This window comes from Pseudoalteromonas sp. DL-6, from assembly GCF_004328665.1.
Lineage (GTDB): Bacteria > Pseudomonadota > Gammaproteobacteria > Enterobacterales > Alteromonadaceae > Pseudoalteromonas.
Genome location: NZ_CP019770.1, coordinates 2,019,967 through 2,040,225, shown reverse-complemented (window position 1 = coordinate 2,040,225; position 20,259 = coordinate 2,019,967). Strand labels below are relative to the sequence as shown.

The 20,259-nt window shown below is 40.6% G+C and carries 17 protein-coding genes; 11 read left to right on the top strand and 6 right to left on the bottom strand.

All coding sequences use genetic code 11. The features are described from left to right. Positions 1-29: 29 nt before the first annotated feature. Positions 30-1,361: an IS4 family transposase gene (locus B1F84_RS09455; RefSeq protein ID WP_131690935.1), complete on the bottom strand. Its 1,332-nt coding sequence runs from the start codon at positions 1,359-1,361 to the stop codon at positions 30-32. Positions 1,362-1,574: 213 nt separating this feature from the next. Continuing rightward, a complete protein-coding gene (locus tag B1F84_RS09450) occupies positions 1,575-3,182 on the bottom strand; it encodes a methyl-accepting chemotaxis protein (RefSeq protein WP_276319953.1) in 1,608 nt (535 codons plus the stop codon). Between the two features lie 199 nt (positions 3,183-3,381). Between B1F84_RS09450 and B1F84_RS09445 the strand changes: the two genes are divergently transcribed. The 3 genes from B1F84_RS09445 to speB all read left to right on the top strand — a co-directional run bounded on the left by B1F84_RS09445 (position 3,382) and on the right by speB (position 6,823). Further along, on the top strand, positions 3,382-3,840 hold the full coding sequence (locus B1F84_RS09445) for a GNAT family N-acetyltransferase (protein ID WP_131691268.1): 459 nt from the start codon (positions 3,382-3,384) through the stop codon (positions 3,838-3,840). 142 nt (positions 3,841-3,982) lie between these two features. Beyond that, positions 3,983-5,896 (top strand): biosynthetic arginine decarboxylase, encoded by a 1,914-nt coding sequence (gene speA, locus B1F84_RS09440; protein WP_131691267.1) that lies wholly within the window; start codon positions 3,983-3,985, stop codon positions 5,894-5,896. A gap of 3 nt (positions 5,897-5,899) precedes the next feature. After that, positions 5,900-6,823 (top strand): agmatinase, encoded by a 924-nt coding sequence (gene speB, locus B1F84_RS09435; protein ID WP_008115201.1) that lies wholly within the window; start codon positions 5,900-5,902, stop codon positions 6,821-6,823. Positions 6,824-6,887: 64 nt separating this feature from the next. Here the strand turns inward: speB and B1F84_RS09430 are convergent, their stop codons facing one another. Genes B1F84_RS09430 through B1F84_RS09420 form a run of 3 tightly spaced genes read right to left on the bottom strand, consistent with a single transcriptional unit; the run spans position 6,888 to position 9,303 of the window. Beyond that, on the bottom strand, positions 6,888-7,178 hold the full coding sequence (locus B1F84_RS09430; RefSeq protein WP_008115202.1) for a hypothetical protein: 291 nt from the start codon (positions 7,176-7,178) through the stop codon (positions 6,888-6,890). Continuing rightward, on the bottom strand, positions 7,175-8,215 hold the full coding sequence (locus B1F84_RS09425; protein ID WP_131691266.1) for a M48 family metallopeptidase: 1,041 nt from the start codon (positions 8,213-8,215) through the stop codon (positions 7,175-7,177). The genes B1F84_RS09430 and B1F84_RS09425 overlap by 4 nt, the downstream gene beginning before the upstream one ends. Then, on the bottom strand, positions 8,215-9,303 hold the full coding sequence (locus B1F84_RS09420; protein WP_131691265.1) for a YjgN family protein: 1,089 nt from the start codon (positions 9,301-9,303) through the stop codon (positions 8,215-8,217). Before B1F84_RS09420 ends, B1F84_RS09425 begins: the two co-directional genes overlap by 1 nt. Before the next feature lie 174 nt (positions 9,304-9,477). Here B1F84_RS09420 and B1F84_RS09415 point away from each other — a divergent pair, with 174 nt between their 5' ends. The 8 genes from B1F84_RS09415 (at position 9,478) to msrB (ending at position 18,403) form a co-directional block, all read left to right on the top strand. Next, a complete protein-coding gene (locus B1F84_RS09415; protein WP_131691264.1) occupies positions 9,478-10,209 on the top strand; it encodes an RNA methyltransferase in 732 nt (243 codons plus the stop codon). Positions 10,210-10,277: 68 nt separating this feature from the next. Then, positions 10,278-13,679 carry an AAA family ATPase gene (locus B1F84_RS09410; RefSeq protein WP_131691263.1) on the top strand — a complete coding sequence of 1,134 codons (3,402 nt, stop codon included), beginning with the start codon at positions 10,278-10,280 and terminating at the stop codon, positions 13,677-13,679. A gap of 73 nt (positions 13,680-13,752) precedes the next feature. Beyond that, complete coding sequence (gene zipA / locus B1F84_RS09405) at positions 13,753-14,499, top strand: cell division protein ZipA (RefSeq protein ID WP_131691262.1); 747 nt, start codon at positions 13,753-13,755, stop codon at positions 14,497-14,499. A 76-nt stretch (positions 14,500-14,575) separates the two neighbouring features. After that, on the top strand, positions 14,576-16,597 hold the full coding sequence (ligA, locus tag B1F84_RS09400; protein ID WP_131691261.1) for an NAD-dependent DNA ligase LigA: 2,022 nt from the start codon (positions 14,576-14,578) through the stop codon (positions 16,595-16,597). Further along, a complete protein-coding gene (locus tag B1F84_RS09395; RefSeq protein ID WP_008115215.1) occupies positions 16,590-16,934 on the top strand; it encodes a DUF3392 family protein in 345 nt (114 codons plus the stop codon). Before ligA ends, B1F84_RS09395 begins: the two co-directional genes overlap by 8 nt. Then, on the top strand, positions 16,931-17,431 hold the full coding sequence (locus B1F84_RS09390; protein WP_131691260.1) for a DUF2919 domain-containing protein: 501 nt from the start codon (positions 16,931-16,933) through the stop codon (positions 17,429-17,431). Before B1F84_RS09395 ends, B1F84_RS09390 begins: the two co-directional genes overlap by 4 nt. A gap of 8 nt (positions 17,432-17,439) precedes the next feature. Next, complete coding sequence (locus B1F84_RS09385) at positions 17,440-17,880, top strand: hypothetical protein (RefSeq protein ID WP_131691259.1); 441 nt, start codon at positions 17,440-17,442, stop codon at positions 17,878-17,880. 82 nt (positions 17,881-17,962) lie between these two features. Then, complete coding sequence (gene msrB, locus B1F84_RS09380; RefSeq protein WP_131691258.1) at positions 17,963-18,403, top strand: peptide-methionine (R)-S-oxide reductase MsrB; 441 nt, start codon at positions 17,963-17,965, stop codon at positions 18,401-18,403. Between the two features lie 124 nt (positions 18,404-18,527). Here the strand turns inward: msrB and B1F84_RS09375 are convergent, their stop codons facing one another. Beyond that, positions 18,528-20,159: a response regulator gene (locus tag B1F84_RS09375; protein ID WP_131691257.1), complete on the bottom strand. Its 1,632-nt coding sequence runs from the start codon at positions 20,157-20,159 to the stop codon at positions 18,528-18,530. Positions 20,160-20,259 lie beyond the last annotated feature (100 nt).

The following is a 20,259-nucleotide window of genomic DNA, read 5'->3' as shown; positions in this document are numbered from 1 at the left end:
AAAAGGCGCTCGTCAGCGCCTAATGCCAGTCAGTTAAGCTGACTGGCATTTTTCTTTTTAGTCGGATACTTCTTTGGCTTTGGTTTTACCCATCTTGGGTAGCTCCTGTCTTCTCGCCTTTCTGGTAACAAGAAGAAGCTCATTTTCGTGAGTAAGGCATTGTATGCTTTAGGAATATTGCCTGGACTGCTCAACGATACAGTAACGAAGAAGTGTGTAATAGCCATTGAACAGCTGGTAAAACTGAGTTGATTGGGTAACACACCTCCTAATTTCCCTGCTGCTGCCGTCATTCCTTGCCTGATTAAGTTATAGCACAGCAGTACGCCCCATAGTTCTTGCCTAATCATATCTGGGCGTTTACTTCTTAGCGTATATTCGCTGTTAAGAAGTGATTGCTTCATCTCGCGGTAGCCCAACTCAATTTCCCATCGGTATCGATATAATTCAACCATCTCATCACCTGGAAATCGCATTGGGTCTACCATTGACGATAACATTCGATACGTTTTCCCTTTTATCGTTTTCGTGACTAATCTTGCTTCGACGTATTCAGGCAAGTCAGTGAATTTCTTCCTTGCCTGTGGTGTGCTGGTTAAACGTATATGCTGGTCCTGTTTGCTAAAGCTACGTAGCACCTCATACTGAAGGTCTTTTTTCGCGGGTATCATCCAGTGTCTTTGCTCACCTGCTTGATGCCAACGATTTAGCAGACCAAGAGAGTAATACCCCTTATCAAACAGCGTTAAAGAATGATTTGGAGTCGTGCTTACCAACTCCTCGGCCAACTTCATTTCATTGGTGCGGTAACCCGAGAAGGCGCTATTGATAAGTTGATGGCTGGTGATTTCCATGTGGCAAACCATACGGATCTGAGGATAAGTATTCTCTCTATGTTGATTACTCTGTGTCTCAAACACTTCATGATTTTCCTGCGTATCAGCCGTTCGCCAGACAACACCATCAACAGCCAGCAAATTTAATCCAGCCCAGGTTTCAAATTGATTAGACTCATAGCTATGCTTTGCCATCACGCGAAACACCTCTCGGACAGCGTCTTCCCCCAACCTCTGTCTTGCCTGAACCAACGCACTGGGCGCGACCAATGGTTTCTTATCGGGCAACATAATGTCCATTTGTGTTGCAATATCCCAAACCGATTTCTGACGATATAAAGACATGCCGATAATTGACCACAGAACCGTTTCAAGCGGCAATCTTCTTTTACGAATGGTAGCCACACCAGCTTGTTCAAAGCCTTGCTGAATAAGTTGAGGGGAAAGTAGCTCAGCATATTTTTCGAATGTATGAAAACTACCACAAGAGTTAAAAGCGACCGCTAATTCATTTTCAAAGCGCATAAAAAAATCCGATACCAGAGACAGATATCGGATTTTGAAAGCGTTAAAAAGATCAGTCAACCGATCAAAAATATTCTTAACTGATCGGCATTACTCGTCAGCGCCTTTTTTTATTTTATGCATTGTCTTGTCCTGAAATGTGTTTACACATTTAGGACTTATTTTATGAAAACCACTAAAACTAAAGACGTTAAGCGTACTCAAACAATTCGATTATTTTAAAAATGAAGCTAGCTCGTCAACGTGCGTTTGAGTTTCATTTATTAAAAGCCCAATTTGTGCCGCTGCTTCGTTTGACGTTTTGGCAAGGTTACGTACTTCGTCAGCAACCACGGCAAAACCTCGTCCAGCTTCACCAGCTCTTGCAGCTTCAATGGCCGCATTAAGAGCAAGTAAATTAGTTTGATCTGCCACGGCATTAATGGTGGTGACCGTAGTTTGAATTTTCCCTAATACCGTTGACATTGATTGATGCGTTCCAGTAACTAATTTGTTTCTAGAAGATACATTACTACCAAATACAACATATTTAGAAATTTTACCGTTTAAATCGGTAATAGAAGAAATAATGCAATCTAGCGTTACGTCTTCATTTTGATGCGTTAATGACATCATTACTTCAGTCGGTTTACCTTGGTTGAGCATTTGAATACGTGAAGCGTCTAAATACTCTCTTAAATTACCAAACACACTCGCTATGTTTGAGCCATCAGATATGTTTAATTGCCTTTTAGTATATTCATTGGCGGATAAAAACTGGCCATCTTCATTAAACTCAATCACGGCCGAGTGGCTACTTATTGCATCTTTTTGGTTTATTTGTTCAAGTACTTGGCGTTTAATTTCGCGAATATCTGAACTGACGCCCACAAACCCAGTGTGCTGGCCATTATCATTAAATGTTGGGTTTACCGACAGAACGATCCAATATGGCACGCCATTTTTGTCAAAATTTAATATTTCTTCATAAAATGGTTGTTTATTTTTGAGGTTTCTTGAAATCCGCTTAACTGTTTCTTTGTCTGTTTGTTCACCCTGCAAGAAATTGCCTGGCTTTTTGCCTTTTACTTCTGCAAGTGTATAACCTGAAAGTACTTCAAAGCCAGGGTTAACATATTCTACTAAGCCATCTTTATTGGTAATAAGTACACTCGTGCTGGTATTGCTGACCACTTTAGATAACAGTTCAAATTGCTTATAGTCTTCCACTTGCGATTGTTTCGACAACACAAATGCAGACAACAACGAATTATTAAAGTTAAAAGTAGTATGGGCTACATTATAATAAATATTGTCTTTTACAGATAAACACAGTGAACCGTGCTCGCTGTTTAAGGCACCTTGTAAAACGTTTAGCAATTTAGTGTTTTCTTTGGGCAGTAGTCCAGCATCGGCATTGTTCAACGTATCTAAATTATTCGCGACAAGCTTTTCATTATCATCGAAGACTGCGTAGATATCTCCACCTAAGCTCAGTAGTGTTTGCCAAGCTTGTTCATCTAACACTCTCATAGGCTCAGGCTTAAATACATGAAGCGAGCATGTATCAAGCTCTTTTAATGTAAGTGGGCTAATATGTTGGGTTAAAAACAAGTTATTTCCACAAGCAATAGTTTTGCTTGTTGGATTATACTGTTTATTTAAATAGGTTAATGTATTGGTATCATTAGTTTGGTTAAGTGTCCTACTTAGCGATTTAAACTCGTCGTTCACTGCAATAACAATGTTGTCGTTGTTAACGATAATCGCAGCTGCTTCGTGTACATTAACTAGCTGTTTTGCAAACGCCTGTTTTCTTTTTTTTGGGCTAAACCACATCATTTCTTCCTAACTTACACTCTAATTGATTGCATTGTACGCCCATCATAGTACCTATAGGTCAAAACTATTGTTTTTTATTTTGCAATAATAATTTTGTGTCGGTATTTTTAAAGGTAATCACATAAAACATAGTTATTGTTCATTCGTTACAATGCGTTATAGTTTGCTAACAAATATGAAAAAAAATTAGAGATAGCCTATGCAGTTAATAGATTTAACCCCTGATGATCCGGATGTGATTACTGTATTTTCTGATATCGACAGACTTATTAATTCTTTATACCCAGTAGCTACAGCGCAGTCATTGTCAGTTAGTCAATTAGGCCAACCCAATGTGTATGCAATAGGCTTGAAAAATGAAGAGGGGATTATTGCTTGCGGGGCGATTGTTATGCAGTTTGATACAAAGCCCTATGGCGAGATACGCCGTTTATATGTAAAACCTAGCTATCGCGGAAAAGGCTTGTCGCGCCGTATTATGCAAATTTTGTTATACCATGCTGGCGAGGAAAAAATCCCAGTTATAAAGCTAGAAACAGGGCCAAAACAAATACAATCAATTCATCTTTATGAGAATTTAGGGTTTGTGCAATGTGAACCTTTTGGTGAATACAAAGCAAACCCAAACAGCTTATTTATGGAGCTTGCGCTTGGCTAATATTGCGCTATTGAGTGTTTTTATTATCAATTTCAATCATCACTCGTTACGAGTAGAAATACTTGTTGGACATGAATCACTATTTTTCTTTTAATGCGCGCAACTAGCCGGTTTGGCATTCATAAATAAAAGAGAAAGATAAATGAAAGAGACAACATCACTAGAACAAGCTCGTACGAGCTACAACGTTCGTCATTGGAGCCAAGGTTTTTTTGGTATTAATGATCAAGGTGATGTGTATGTTGCGCCCAAGGCTGATGCCCCACAGCAAACCATTGCACTAACAGACATTGCTAAGCAACTTGAAGACAAAGGTTTAAGCTTGCCAGCACTCGTTCGTTTTCCACAAATATTACACCATCGTGTGCATAGCCTATGTGGTGCATTTAATACCGCAATAGAAAGCTATGGCTATCCAAAAGACTATTTATTAGTTTATCCGATTAAAGTAAATCAACAGCGTGAAGTTGTTGAAGAAATTGTTGCCAGCCAAGCACAAGTAGAAAAAAAACAGCTAGGTTTAGAGGCAGGTAGCAAGCCAGAGTTATTAACCGTATTAGCACTGGCTGAAAAAACCAGTGCGGTGATTGTGTGTAATGGCTACAAAGATAAAGAATATGTGCGCTTAGCGCTGATTGGCGAAAAGCTGGGCCATAAAGTGTATATCGTACTTGAGAAACTGTCTGAGCTGGACATGGTGCTTAGCCAAGCCAAAGAACTTAATGTAAAACCGCGTATTGGTATTCGTGTGCGTTTAGCCTCGCAAGGCAAAGGTAAATGGCAGGCCAGTGGCGGTGAAAAATCTAAGTTTGGGTTATCTGCTTCACAAGTGCTGTATGTAGTAAACCGCTTAAAAGAAACAGATCAGCTTGATTTAGTTCAGCTTGTGCATTTTCACTTAGGGTCGCAAATGGCTAACATTCGTGATGTACGTTTAGGTGTAAGTGAAGCCGCACGTTTTTATTGTGAACTACGCAAGTTGGGCGCGCACATAGAGTGCCTTGATGTAGGCGGCGGTTTAGCGGTTGATTATGACGGCACGCGCAGTCAATCTCACAACTCAATGAACTATAGCTTGGCTGAATACGCAAATAATATTGTGTACACCATAGGCGATATTTGTAAGCAATATGAACAGCCTTTTCCTACTATTATTTCAGAGTCGGGAAGAGCATTAACGGCGCACCACGCAGTACTGATTTCTAATGTAATTGGCACCGAAACGTATACACCGGAAGAAATAGAAGCGCCAGCTGATGATGCGCCGCAGTTACTTAAAAATATGTGGATTTCATGGCAACAATTGCATGTGCTTACTGATGACCGTGCGTTAATTGAGATTTTTCACGACAGCCAAGGTGATTTAGCTGAAGCGCATAGTCAGTTTGCGATGGGATTATTAGATTTAACCCAACGTGCATGGGCCGAGCAAATTAATTTGCGTGTGTGTTATGAACTAAACAAATTAATGGATAACAAAAACCGCTTTCATCGACCGATTATTGATGAACTGAATGCGCGTTTAGCGGACAAGTTTTTTGTAAATTTCTCATTGTTTCAGTCATTGCCTGACGCGTGGGGTATTGACCAAGTGTTTCCGGTATTGCCATTAAGTGGTTTAACGCAAGCTCCACAAAAACGGGCTGTGTTATTGGATATTACTTGTGATTCTGATGGCGCTTTAGAGCACTATGTTGATGGTCAAGGTATTGAAAGTACATTGCCAGTACCTGAGTTCACAGCAGATAAACCATATTTGATGGGGTTTTTCTTAGTAGGTGCCTATCAAGAGATTTTAGGTGATATGCATAACTTATTTGGTGATACGCACAGTGCTATTATCAATATGGATGAACAAGGTGTTGCTAGTATTACAGAAATTAATCATGGTGATACTGTGGCTGACATGATGCGTTATGTACATTTAGATGTTGAAGGTTTTCAGCAGTCATATGCGCAGTTAGTGAGCGCAAAAATTGCACCTGATGAACAGCAAAGCGTTTTAGACGAGTTGCAAAGCGGCCTTGATGGCTACACTTATTTAGAAGAGTTATAAGAAATGTCTAGCTTGTTTGGTTGTGTTGACCACTCATTGTACTCAAATGGGATGACGTTTTTACGTCGTCCTATGGTACAAAACATTAACTCGATTGAAGCCGATGTAGTGGTACTGGGTTTACCGTTTGATTTGGCTACTTCAGGGCGCCCTGGTGCCCGCTTAGGACCTGATGCTATTCGCAGAGCGTCAGTGCATTTAGCGTGGGAAGATACGAAGTACCCGTGGACATTTCCGTTGTTTGAGCGCTTAACCGTGGCGGATGCTGGCGATTTTACCTATCCGGTAGGCGACCCTGAATATTTTACCGCGCAACTAGAAATGGCTGCAGAGCAAATACTTCGCCAAGGTAAAACATTGCTAGGCTTGGGCGGCGATCATTTCGTAACCTTACCGCTATTGCGCGCACATGCAAAAATTCATGGCAAAATGGCGTTAGTGCATTTCGATGCGCATACTGATACTTACAGTAACGGTTCGCGTTTTGATCACGGCACCATGTTTTATCATGCGCCAATGGAAGGGTTAATTGATGTTAATCACAGTATTCAGCTAGGTATTCGTACTGACTTTGATCAAAGCAAGCATGAGTTTGCAGTGATTGATGCCATGCAAGCCAATGATCTGCATGCGAACGATATTGCAGCTCAGATTATTGAGCGAGTGGGTGATTTACCGGTTTACTTAACCTTTGATATAGATTGTTTAGACCCCGCCTTTGCACCAGGTACGGGCACACCCGTGTGTGGTGGTTTAACCTCTGATAAAGTGCTTAAAATCTTACGCGCACTTAAAGGCATTAATATGGTGGGAATGGATGTGGTTGAAGTATCCCCGTCGTACGACCAAAGTGAGCTTACCGCCATTGCCGCTGCAACGATTGCCAGTGAATTACTGCATTTGTGGGCACTTAAGCATAAATATTAATATGTGTTAATGTAGATTAAAAAGCGCCGATTTGGCGCTTTTTTTGTATGCAAATAAAAGACGATTAAAACTGCATATTGTGCTTTTTAGCATAAATAAAAAACACCGGAATTTCGATTATGACGTAAGTTAAAAAAGTAAACCAAAACCAATTAACTTCAAATATTAACCAGCTAAATTGCACGCCTGAGTTGTAATAAAGGGTAGATGCAATTAATAGCGTAATGCCTGTTGCAAATAAATCTTGCACCGATACTTTTTTAAAGCTGCTGCCTGCAAAGCGCGGATAAATAAATCCGTAGCCAAGCGTTATCATAATGATAACTAATAACAATAAATTCAGTTCAGGGGTCATTGTGGTTTATATTGCCTCGCATATTCTATTCGCTCTTGGGAACTTGGGTGCGTTGATAAATACTTTAACCAAGTTTCATCATAGGTCCCTTCTCGCGCTTTTAAATTCTTTTCCAGTGCTTCAATTGCATCAGCAAAGTCGTGGTTAGAATAGCCTAATTTTAAAAGGTTTTTAATCGCATATATATCGGCTTCTTGTTCCATATCTCGCGAAAACGCTTGTTGTAAAAAAGATGAACCAGAGCCAAGCACGACTTCTAATATACCTTCTAAGTCACCAAAGATAACTGCAAATACAACGGTGCTAGCTGCAGCTTGTGCTGCAAGGCGAATGCTGTGATGGTGCTGAACATGACCAATTTCATGAAGTAAAACAGCACGCAGGGCATCAGGATCATTTTTTAATAGTTCAACAAGTTCGTCAGTTACAACAACCCGACCATTTGGAAGAGCAAACGCATTAGCTGAAAAATAGTCTGACTGATAAAAAGAAAGTCTAAATTTTGCACTGTCTAAATTGAGCGAGTTAAGCATTAAGCGCCATTGCTGCTGAATTTCTATTTGCTTTTTAGCAGCAAGTTGAGATGGCTCTAATGCGACTTTTTCTATCACATTGAGCGTGTGCTCCCCCATCGTTTCAATTGTCGAGGTAGGTGCTAAGTTAACGCTATAAACGGCTACTGATGGTATTAAGCGGGATAAAATTAACCAAAGCAATAGGGGAATTAGCAGCACAGATGCAACAATAAGCATTTTATTTTTTTCGAGTCGTTCACTCAGTCCATGCTTTTTAAGCGCGAATGGCCATCTAAATTCCACATCTTGAGGAATAAATCGCCCACCGTTAGCAAAATTCAACTCAGACGCCATGCCAGATAACGGACTATCAAGCTGGCAATCGTCTATTGTTGATGAAAGTAACGTCGTATTCTCAGAGTCAACAAGTGTTATTTGCTCATGGGAAAGGTGTGCATAGCTTTTGATATGTTGGCTGCTATTAGGGTAATAATAACAGCCAAAAATAGGATAATTACTCATTAGGTAAGTGAAATATCAATATCAAATACATTGGCAGCTTCTTCAGCAAATGATGATTGCTCATTTTGTGCAACATCAATTAACGAAAGTGCGCCGCTATAAATAGAGACTTCTGTAACCGATGCTAACAGCTTTGCTCTACGTACTTTAGCCCAAGGGTAGGCAAGCCCTAAGGTAAACATAATTGCCAGTACATTGGTAAATAGTAAAATAGCGTAGTCAATGGCTTTTAAATTCGACTCAAAGGTAGCAACCTCTGTAAATTCGCTGTTATTAAAAATATGATTTCGAATAATCGAATGATAAACAGCGCCTACCAGTGTTAAAAATGCAATATATAACGCAGCAATTAATAGCGGCACTACAATTGTTGAAAGGCTAACGTTTTGTATGTTTAAGTTATCGATAGTTAAGGCACTTGCGCCAGCAAAGATGCCAAAAATAACTAAGCCACCAATTGCGACTCCTAGGGTAATAAGTGCAGCAATATAATAGCGTTCGCCCTGAAGATTTACCGTAAGTGGTTTATTTCCATAGCTGATGTTTTCATGCATATATTGATCAATTCGTTTTAATGCATACGGTAGTAATAGGTATAATGTGAAAACACTTGCTATAGGCAATAAAACAAAGTTAATAAATGCATCGCCGTAATTACCTGAAAAAGCAAAGCGTACATTACGATGGCGGGTCATACGCATATTAAAACGCATGCCTTGGTTAATGATCCATGGCAATAAAAATAAAAAGCCAATAGCAAACACAAGACCTATCGTCGGTGCTAGGCTGCTAAGTAGGGTGTAAATTAAAAATACAATGACCGCTAAAATGCGTCCTTTTAAAATTTGTATTGGGGTCGCTAGATAGTCAAAGCTATGGCCGTCAATACGCGTATGACCGTAAAAATAACGGTAGGTGCGTACTTTTGCCCAGGCAGAATAAATTCCGAGAGTAATAATACTTAGTAGTATATTAACAATCCATATACCAAAAAATTCGCCGCCTTTGCCGCTAAATTGTACTTTACCGCTAAAAATAGCGGAGGGTGTTTGATTTGACTCAGGTGAAGTTGGGTTTACTGATTCCATTTAAAAAGATATCCATGTTGTTTTTTTGTGAATTTACCTTTTTTAGAAAATAAAAACAATCTTTATAATTAGCTAGCTGATTGTAAGTAGGCTACTTTTATTGCTTTTACTGTTTATAGGGCTGCACTTTAAGTCACCTCTGGTATACTGTGCAGATAATTTAATGGGGCTGTCATGATTTCAAAAAACCAACTTAAACTTATTCGCCAGCTTGGCCAAAAAAAGTATCGCAAGCAATTTAACCAATACTTAGTACAAGGCGAAAAAAATGTACTGGAGTTATTAAATAGCCCATTAAAAGTAAACGATGTATTTGCAACGCAAAGCTTTATTGATAATAACCAAAGCTCATATCCTCAAACGCATTTTATTACAGCAGATGAAGAGCAGTTAACAAAGGCCAGTACTTTGGTAAGTAATAATGCGGCTATTGCAATTGTTGATATGCCAAGCACCGTATTACCAGATGAAAACAGCTTAATATTAGCCTTAGATGGTGTGTCTGATCCGGGTAATTTAGGTACCATCATTCGCGTGGCTGATTGGTACGGTATAAAACACATTGTTGCCAGCACTGACAGTGCCGATCCGTATAACCCAAAAACAATTAGCGCCACAATGGGGTCGTTCGTTCGCGTATCGGTAAGCCAAGTTGAATTGCCTGAATACTTATATACATTAAACATGCCTATTTATGGTGCATTTTTAGATGGCCAAAGTGTGCATAGCACTAAATTTAGTGGCCAAGGTGTATTGCTTATGGGCAGTGAATCACATGGAATACGCGAGCAGTGTGCAAAATTAGTGAGCAACAAAATAACCATTCCGGCTTTTGGCGGTGCTGAATCGCTGAACGTGGCAATGGCAACGGGCATTATTTTAGATAACTTTAAACGCCAAGCTTAACCTTTTGCCTAAAAATAGGTTAAATTGTATCAACTAACAAAAATAATAAAAATCGGTAAAACAACCAGATGCGCTTAAGCACTATAAAATTAGCGGGCTTTAAATCTTTTGTAGAGCCCACTAAAATTCCATTTCCAGATCAAATGACGTGTGTTGTCGGCCCTAATGGCTGTGGCAAATCAAATGTCATTGATGCGGTGCGATGGGTGCTTGGTGAAAGTTCAGCTAAAAATTTACGTGGCGATGCCATGACTGATGTCATTTTTAATGGCTCTACTAACCGCAAGCCCATTTCGCAAGCCTCCGTTGAACTAATATTTGATAATACCCAAGGTAAGTTACCTAATACTTTTGCTGATCGTAACCAAGTGGCTATTAAGCGTTTGGTGACTCGCGATGGTCAGTCATTGTACTTTTTAAATGGCAGTAAATGCCGAAAACGTGATATTACCGACATATTTTTAGGCACGGGTCTTGGGCCGCGAAGCTACGCTATTATTGAACAGGGGATGATCTCACGTTTAATAGAGAGCAAACCGCAAGAGCTACGTGTTTTCTTAGAAGAAGCCGCTGGGGTCTCTAAATACAAAGAGCGCCGCCGTGAAACACAAACACGCATAAAAAGCACCAGAGAAAACCTAGAGCGACTGCTTGATGTTCGTCAAGAGTTACAAAACCAGCTTGATAAACTGGCGGTACAATCGGTTGAGGCTAAAAAATACCGTGAATTTAAAACCCAAGAACGCACCTTAAAGGGGCAAATAGCGGTATTAAAATGGCAAAAGCTGCATCAGCAACAGCTTGATAAAAGTGCGCAAATCAAAAAGCTGGATGAACAAATCAGCTTCTTTAAAACGGCGCATTCAGGCCATGATGATGTTCTGGCAAGCCTTGATGCTCAAGTGCAAGCTCAACGAGATAAACTCGATGATGCACAGCAACAGCAGCATCATACGCATACTGAATTGACTCGCAGCGAACAGCAGCAGATTAGCATTAAGCAACAAACGCTGTCACTGAAACAAAATTTAGCCAAGTTAGAGCAACAAAAAAACCAAAGTGAAGAAGCTAAAACGCAGCAACAAAGTCTCTGCCAAGAGTTAGATGACAGCTTGCAACAGGCTGTAGAGTATAACTTAATGTGCAGCGAGCAGGTTATGGAGCTTACCGATGAGGTTAACCGGCTGCTGGAGATTAAAAATACCGACACATCACAGTGGCAATCGTTAACAGAAGACTATCAAAAATTAAATAATCAGCAGTTAGCGCATGCAAATGCAGTAAAACATACAGAGCAGAAAATCAGTTATGTTAAGCAACAACTAACGCAGCTTGATGAGCAAATAGATGAGTTAAAACGCAGTGAGATAGAGCAGCAATTAATTCAGCAACAGCAGCACAGACAAACGCTAACAGAGCAGCTGGCTAACGCGCAAACTGCTCATAGTAGAGGTCAAAGTGCTCAGGCAATACAGCAGCAACAGCTTGATGAAGCTCAGCAGCAATGGCAGCATTTATCTCAGCAAGTTAATGAACTAAAAGCCGGTATAGCAGGGCTAAAAACTACCCTTGGACTTGAAAAAAACAGCGATAAAACTTTAACTTTATTCAAGCAGTTAACTGTTCAGCCTGGTTATGAGTTTTTAGTAGAGCAGGCGCTGTCATCACTTGAGCATATTCATGTTTCACCAGGTAAAGCAGAAAATAGCACGTGGCAAATACCCTCACAGTCTGTGGCAAGCAATAGTATTGCAGCCTTTATTAGCGCTGGTATCTACCCAGAGCTATTAAACTATATTGCTTATGATGCCGAGGGTCAAACACACCATCTTAACGATGCCAGTTATATTGCAGTGATGGACAAGCAAGGAGCGTTACATGGTCGAAATTGGCATCTTAGTGGCGAAAAAAATGCAGAAAACTCCTTATTATTAATGCACAAAAAGCTCAAACAGCAAGAAACCTTACTTGAGCAACAACAACAGGCATTGACGGACGCACACTCCACACTTGAAGAACATCAAGCGCAGGCTGCATTAATAACCGAGCAGCAAAACGAGCGCAAAGACACTATTCACCAATTAGCACAACAACTTGCTGTAGCAACAACGCGTGGTGATATGCTCAAAGCGCAAGCTGATCAACATCAGCAACAGGTGATCAAATTACAACAACAGCGTCAGCCTCTGCTAGAACAACAACAGCAGTTAAGCGAATTGTTGGGCGAAGAGCTTGATAAAAATGAACAGCTTGCAGAGCAGTTAGAGGCCTTAGCTGTAGAGCTTAACCAAGCCGATAGCACACTAATAAATAGTGATGAACGTTACAAACAAGCTTTGAATAATGCTGAACAATATAAAACGCAAGCACATCAGGCAAACCTTAATGAGCAAAAAGTGCGTAGTGAGTGGCAGCTCAGTCAAACCAAGTTGAACCATGCCGAACAAGCATTAACAATGGCTGTAGAAGGAACGCAAGAGCTAATAGAGCAAATTGAGGCGTTACTTATTCCTGAGCAAGAGCTTGCACTAAGTATTGAACAATTATTAGTACAGCACCAACAAGGCGAACAAACCCTTGTGGATATTCAACAGCAGTTAGCTCAAGCAAAACAAGAATTACAAACCAAACAAGCGAGTTTAAAAACGTCACAAACTGAGCTGGTGGCATTACAAGAGCAACACCAGAAGCTGAGCATTGAAGAGCAAAGCCTATTAATAAAAGCGCAAGCGGTACTTGAGCCACTTAGCGAGCTTAATCAAAATTTAAAACAGGTTTTAGCAGAGCTTCCTGCAGAGTTGTCATTAAATGCGGCGCAAAATCAACTTGCTGGAGTCAGTAATCAGCTTGAGCAACTAGGAGCCGTTAACCTTGCAGCCATTGATGAATTTGAACAAGCTAAGCAAAGAAGTGATTATTTAAATAATCAGCTGGATGATTTAACCCAAGCATTAACAGCTTTAGAAGGCGCTATTCATAAAATAGATCGTGAAACAAAAACGCGCTTTAAGTCTACCTTTGATCAAGTGAATCACGATTTTGGCCAGCTTTTTCCAAAAGTATTTGGCGGCGGCAGTGCTTACTTAGAATTAACCAGTGACGATTTACTCGAAAGTGGTGTTAGTATAATGGCAAGACCTCCGGGTAAAAAAAATTCGACAATTCATTTGTTAAGTGGTGGAGAAAAAGCGCTGAGCGCATTATCATTGGTGTTTTCTATATTCAGGCTCAATCCAGCTCCATTCTGTATGCTGGACGAGGTAGATGCCCCATTAGATGATGCCAATGTGGTCCGTTTTTGCCGATTGGTTGAAGAAATGTCACAATCTGTGCAGTTTATTTATATAAGCCATAATAAAATTGCAATGGAAATGGCGGGTAGATTAACGGGTGTAACCATGGCAGAGCCCGGCGTGTCGCGCATGGTTGCTGTGGATATTGAACAAGCGGTGCAACTTGCACATGCATAATTTTATAGTCATTTGCTAGTTATTTTAGGTAAAATGATGGCTGTTAGGCATATTAATAATAAAAGGTGAGGGGATGGCCGAAGAATTAAGATGGGTTTTAATTGTGATCAGTGTGTTTGTCATTGGTGGCTTATTAATACACGGTTTGTGGTCAGTAAGAAAAAAAGAGAATGCTGAACTCCCTGCAAGCGAGCGAGTTGAACCTGTTCAAGAACAGCAGCCTTCATCTTTGCATACTGAGCCGCAAGAGCCTATGTTAGCGCAACGCGAAGAGCCACAAATGAGCGAGTTAAACTTCAGCGCTGATGAGCCACAAATAGACGTTAGACCAGCTGATACAGCTATTGAGGATGACCTTGAAGTAGCAACAGAAGAGGCTGCAGATACACAACAAGACGCCCCTAAAGACATTGCTGACTTTGTAATTGTACATATTCAAATGCCAGAAGGGCTAACTATGCAAGGTAGTAAATTACTACCGGCGGTTAACACGTTAGGCTTTAAGTATTCAGAAGAAGGTTTTTTTAATCGCCATTTGGACCCAGCAGGCCAAGGACCGGTGTTATTTAGACTGGTAAATATGTATAACCCTGGCACGTTCGATATTGATAATATGGAACAGTTTAGCACCGCAGGTGTTAGTTTATTTATGACACTACCATGTGATGGCGATGGCCTTGCTGCGTTTAATATGCTGCACAGCGCCGCTAAGAAGCTAGCAGATGAATTTGGAGCTGAAATCTTGGATGCTGAGCGAAACGAAATGACGGTAGAGCGTATTCGTCAATATGTTGAGCAGGTTCGCGCATTTTCTGCGTAATATACGCATAAGTTAAATTTTGTAAGCCACTGGGCGTTCACGTCAAAGTGGCTTTTTTTATGTTTTTGAGGTCTACATGGCAAGCAGCATTAGTGAGCAAATTAATCATCTTCGTACCACGCTTGAGCAACACAATTATAGTTATTACGTGCTTGATACACCCAGCATACCCGATGCCGAATATGATCGCTTATTACGTACTTTGAGCGAATTAGAAACCCAGCACCCTGAGTTTTTAACTGCAGATTCACCTACTCAAAAAGTAGGTGGGGCAGCGCTTGCCAAGTTTGAGCAAGTAGCACACCAAGTGCCTATGCTATCGCTAGATAACGCTTTTGGTGAAGACGAATTTAGTGGTTTTAATCGTCGTATTAAAGAGCGGTTAATGAGCACCGACGAGCTTACATTTTGCTGTGAGCCTAAACTGGATGGTTTAGCGGTATCGATTATTTATCGCGATGGGGTATTAGTGCAAGCAGCGACTCGTGGCGATGGCTTTACTGGCGAAAATATTACCCAAAATGTAAAAACAATTCGCAATGTGCCATTAAAGTTACGCGGCGATGATTACCCGCGTGAGCTTGAAGTGCGCGGTGAAGTGTTTATGGATAGCGCGGGCTTTGAAAAATTAAATGTCGAAGCAGAAAAGCGCGGTGACAAAGTTTTTGTAAACCCACGTAATGCGGCAGCGGGCAGTTTACGCCAGCTCGACTCAAAAATTACCGCAAAACGGCCACTGATGTTTTATGCCTACAGCACCGGATTGGTCGCCGATGGCACATTACCTGAAGATCATTACCAGCAACTTGCCAAGCTTACTGATTGGGGATTACCACTGTGCCCAGAAACAAAACTAGTTGAAGGCCCAAAGGCCGCGCTTGCCTATTATAATGACATTTTAACGCGTCGTAGCGAGCTAAAATATGAAATAGATGGCGTGGTAATAAAAGTAAATAAAAAAGCCCTACAAGAGCGCCTAGGCTTTGTTGCGCGTGCGCCGCGCTGGGCTATTGCTTATAAGTTTCCGGCGCAAGAAGAAATAACATACTTATTAGATGTAGAGTTTCAAGTAGGGCGTACTGGGGCTATTACCCCTGTTGCGCGACTAGAGCCGGTATTTGTTGGTGGTGTTACGGTATCGAATGCAACGCTGCATAATGCTGATGAAATTGCCCGTTTAGGCGTTAAAGTGGGCGATACTGTGATTATTCGCCGCGCTGGAGATGTGATCCCACAAATTACCCAAGTAGTGCTTGAACAACGCCCAAGCGATGCAAAAGAGATTGTGTTTCCAACTATGTGCCCAATTTGTGACTCGCACGTTGAGCGGGTTGAAGGTGAAGCTGTTGCACGTTGTACAGGCGGCTTGGTATGTCAAGCACAGCGCAAACAAGCGATTAAACATTTTGCTTCACGTAAGGCATTAGATATTGACGGCTTAGGCGACAAAATTGTTGATCAATTGGTTGACCGAGAGCTGATCAAAACCCCTGCTGATTTATTTATTTTAAAGCAGGGACATTTTGAATCACTTGAACGAATGGGGCCAAAATCAGCAAAAAACTTAGTTGCGGCGCTTGATGATGCTAAAACCACTACCTTAGCAAAGTTTTTATATTCACTGGGTATTCGTGAAGTCGGAGAGGCCACAGCTCAGAACTTGGCTAATCACTTTTTAACGCTTGAAAACGTGATTGATGCCAGCATTGAACAACTAATAGAAGTGAGCGATGTAGGTGAAATAGTAGCAAAACACGTTCGCGGCTTTTTTACTGAAGAGCATAACCTGACAGTGGTAAACGAATTAATAGCGCAAGGAGTAAACTGGCCACAGTTAACAGCGCCATCAGAGCAAGAACAGCCGCTAGCGGGTTTAACTTATGTGCTAACTGGGACGCTTAATACGCTTAATCGTAATGATGCAAAAGCGCGCCTACAACAATTAGGCGCCAAGGTTTCTGGCAGTGTTTCAGCAAAAACAGATGCCTTAGTGGCGGGCGAAAAGGCTGGCTCTAAGCTCACCAAAGCGCAAGAGCTTGGTATAGAAATACTGACAGAGGATGATTTAATTACTTTGTTAGAGACTCATAATGGCTAGTTTTACAAATATACTTAATACCTTGTTAATTGACCTAGGCCAATGGTTACAGGGCTATTTGCCGCATTTATCACTGCTTTTAATGGTGTGCTTAGTGTCGCTGTATGCGGATGACATTTTAAAGTTAACCAAAGGCGTCGTAGCTAGGCGCCACTTTATTATTAGGGTGGCGTGTTTTGTGTTGATAACTGCGTTTGGCTTTGGCTTGTTAGTGGTGTGGTTAAGCCCACTGCTAACTAAAGCTTTACTGTTTTTTGGCACTAAGTGGTTAGCGCTTACCTTATTAGTGGCATTTTTTATTTTGGGCACTATTGCCGATAGGAAAAATCAGTTGTGAGTCGATATGGGCCTGAATACTGGGATAAATATGGTAGCTATCGTACGCCATTAGCATTCCACTTGAGTATTTTAGTACTATTGCGTGCCTATTTTATTTGGGTGATAGCCGCGTTGAGTCGTCGACCTGAGCTTGATTTAATGTCATTGTTTTTTAGATCAAAAAATGATTTTTTTATTGCTATAGCGATCGGTGCAGTAGCGATTGTACCTACTATTTTATTTTGTTTACGCAGACCAAGAGACTCGCATCAAGCTACGCAGCGCTTGGCGCGTATTTGGCGGTATATGCGTTGGCCGCTGATTGCGTGTGCATTAATTGATTTGTCGTGGTTGAGTATTCAGGCAGCCCATAGCCATTATCGCTTCTCATTGTTTTTAGCTGTGCAAATGGTGATTGTATTATGGGTGTTGTGGTATTTGGCAAAAAGTCGTTACTTAAGTGTTTTCTTTAGTGATTGGCCCGAGCCGACAGAAAAAGCAACTGATAAAAAGTAAGAGGGCTTATGCACAGTATCAATAAAAAAATAGCACAAGTAATTGCTTTAATAGGGCTCGTAATTATAGCGTGTGGCTATTTTTTTTCTTTAGGCGAATTCCTTTGGTTTAAAGCTGGGTTAGTAATGTGGGTTGTGGTGTTTTGTTCGTGTTGTTACCGATTAACGCCGTTGTTTAAAATGCGCAATCCGCTGCGTAATTTTATTCAACGCGATGCGCAGCACTTATTTGTTTTTAGTTTAACAGGGCTGTTTGATAAAAAAAATGGTCCGCATTGGTTAGTCATCAGTAATATTGAGTCGATAGAAATAAGAAACGATGAACTAATAGTGCACAGTAATAATGACAGACAATTAAGCGTGAGCATTCCTGGCAGTCAAGCCCAATTGCATGCCTATGTAAGCCGTATACTTACAGCAACAGAAAAGCACACTATAGTCTTTAGATAGCGTTGATCGTGGGATTAGCCACAGGCGTACCAGACTACAAGTAAATGATTGCTAGTTAAATTAATAACGTAATGAGGTTGTTATGTTGAAGTGGAACGATATTGTTAATTTTGCCAACCATGGTAATCCAATACCGGTTCGAAAAGTGGTTAAAACAGATCAGCAATGGCGCGAACTGTTAAACGAAGAGCAATATTATGTGACCCGTAAAAAGGGAACTGAACGACCAAATAGTTCGAGTATTTGTACCTTGTTAGATCCAGGTAAGTATGTGTGTGTTTGTTGTGACAACTTACTATTTGATGCAGATGAAAAGTTTGATAGTGGCACCGGCTGGCCTTCATTTACCCAACCGGCAACTGAGGAAGCTATTGGTTATGTCATGGATAATAGTCATGGCATGGAGCGAGTTGAAGTTGTTTGTAATGTGTGTGATGCGCATTTAGGGCATATTTTCCCTGATGGGCCACTTCCTACTGGTTTACGCTACTGTGTAAACGCACTGGCAATGAAAAAGCTCTAGGGTCTGTTGATCTTTCAAGGTTAAATTTGCAGCGGTCTGTTTGGGATTTAGGCAAGGCAGCGCCTATATGGTGTGGTTACTCACCATAAATAGGCGATACCGTAGCATTAATGCCAAACAGGCTCTAACTAATCTCTAGTTTCATTTCTTTAGCAATCTGAAGTAGTTTATCGAACCGCTCTGATTGCTCTTCTGCTAAGGGGGATTTTTTTAATAGTTTAAAGCACTTTTGGGCCAACAGACTATTGAAAGAGTCACCATGTTTTTTTGACTTATCCACTAAACATTGCAATAAATTAAGCGCAATACTGGGATTGTGTGGCATGACTCTAAATGCTTGGCTGAATGCCTCTAAGGCAACATTTAATTGGCCGCGCTCAAACTGCTTAACAGCATGATTATTGAGCTCTTTCGGCCCCATTTTAATATCACGTCTTTCACTTTGCTGTTGCTGTATATAACGCAAGTAAGTAGCATCGCTTCTACTTGGGTGACGTTCGCAATGATCAATTATTTGGCTAAATAGCGCTTGCGCCTTTTGGTGAAAACCTAATTCATGCAGTGCTTTTGCCTTGTCTAGGGCACCATCTACTGAACGTATTTGAGTATCGCTGTCATCAAGTTGCTCAATGAGCTGTTTCGCTTTTTTATGTTCATCTTTTAAATAATAAAGGCGAGCATTGAGCACATCAATTTGGGTTTGCGCATTACTGGTTGGGAATTGTGTTTTTAGCTCATTGATATATTTATTTGTTTGACGAGAGATCCTGTTTATTTGGTCAGTTTGATCTGTGGTCAATGCAAAATCAATCCCAGCACGAGCAGCATTTAAATAAATGTCTGGGCTATCATGCATAGAGTACTTAGCGTAAGTGGCAATATCTTTTTGAGTTAAGTAGCTGGTTTCGTAATCTCTATTAATGAGCGATACGCTGTTAAGTGATTTTTGACGGTCTATATTACGTGGGGCAATATGTGCAGCTTGGCGTAAAAAGTCTTGGGCTAAATCAAATTGGTTTAGTTTTATTTCTAAACGCCCTAATAAGTCTAAGGCTATAAGTCGAGTCTCATTACGTTCAAGCATTGTTTTAAGCATGCGCTGAGCCAAAATATGCTCATTGTTAGCAATTAAAGCCTCTACTAATCCTACTTTTGCCCATGCAAACTTTTGGATATTCAAAACTGATTTAAAAAAGTCTTTCGCCTCTTGGTTTTGTTTTAGCGCCAGTAAAATGTTGCCTTTTAATCTAAGCAGAATAGGGCTGTATTTATTACTTTTATCGAGCTGGGCATTAATTTGTTTCAATGCTTTAGACTGGTTATCGTCATCAATTAAAGTGTATATAGCTTTTAAGTCGCTTTTACGTTTGAGAATACGCTCTATGCGCACTCTTAACTCTTGTACAGAGAAGGGTTTTACTAAAAAGTCATCGGGTTGGAGTTCTAATACACTGTGAACTAACTCTCCGCTAGTTTCCGCAGATGTAAAAATAAACCCAGTAGAGTGTTTTATTAATGCTTTAGCGCGTAATTCTTCATAAAGCTGGTAGCCATCTTGGCGTTTGCTTAGATTAAAAGAGCAAATTACCAAGTCAAATTCTTCATGTAAGCATTGTTCTTTTGCCGCTAGAGCATGATCTGCAAAACGCATATGTCCAAAGCCAATTTTTTCGAGCGACTGTTTCATGTAGCTTTGAGCAAGTGGCTGCTCTTCTACAATCAGTATTTTTGCTTCATTGAAAATATTTTTAGACATTGGCTTAAGCGTAATTGAATTTAACACAGACTATAATCAACAGTTTAGACGCTTACAAGGTAATTTAAAGATTCGCCTCGAAGATGAGAGCTTATTAAGC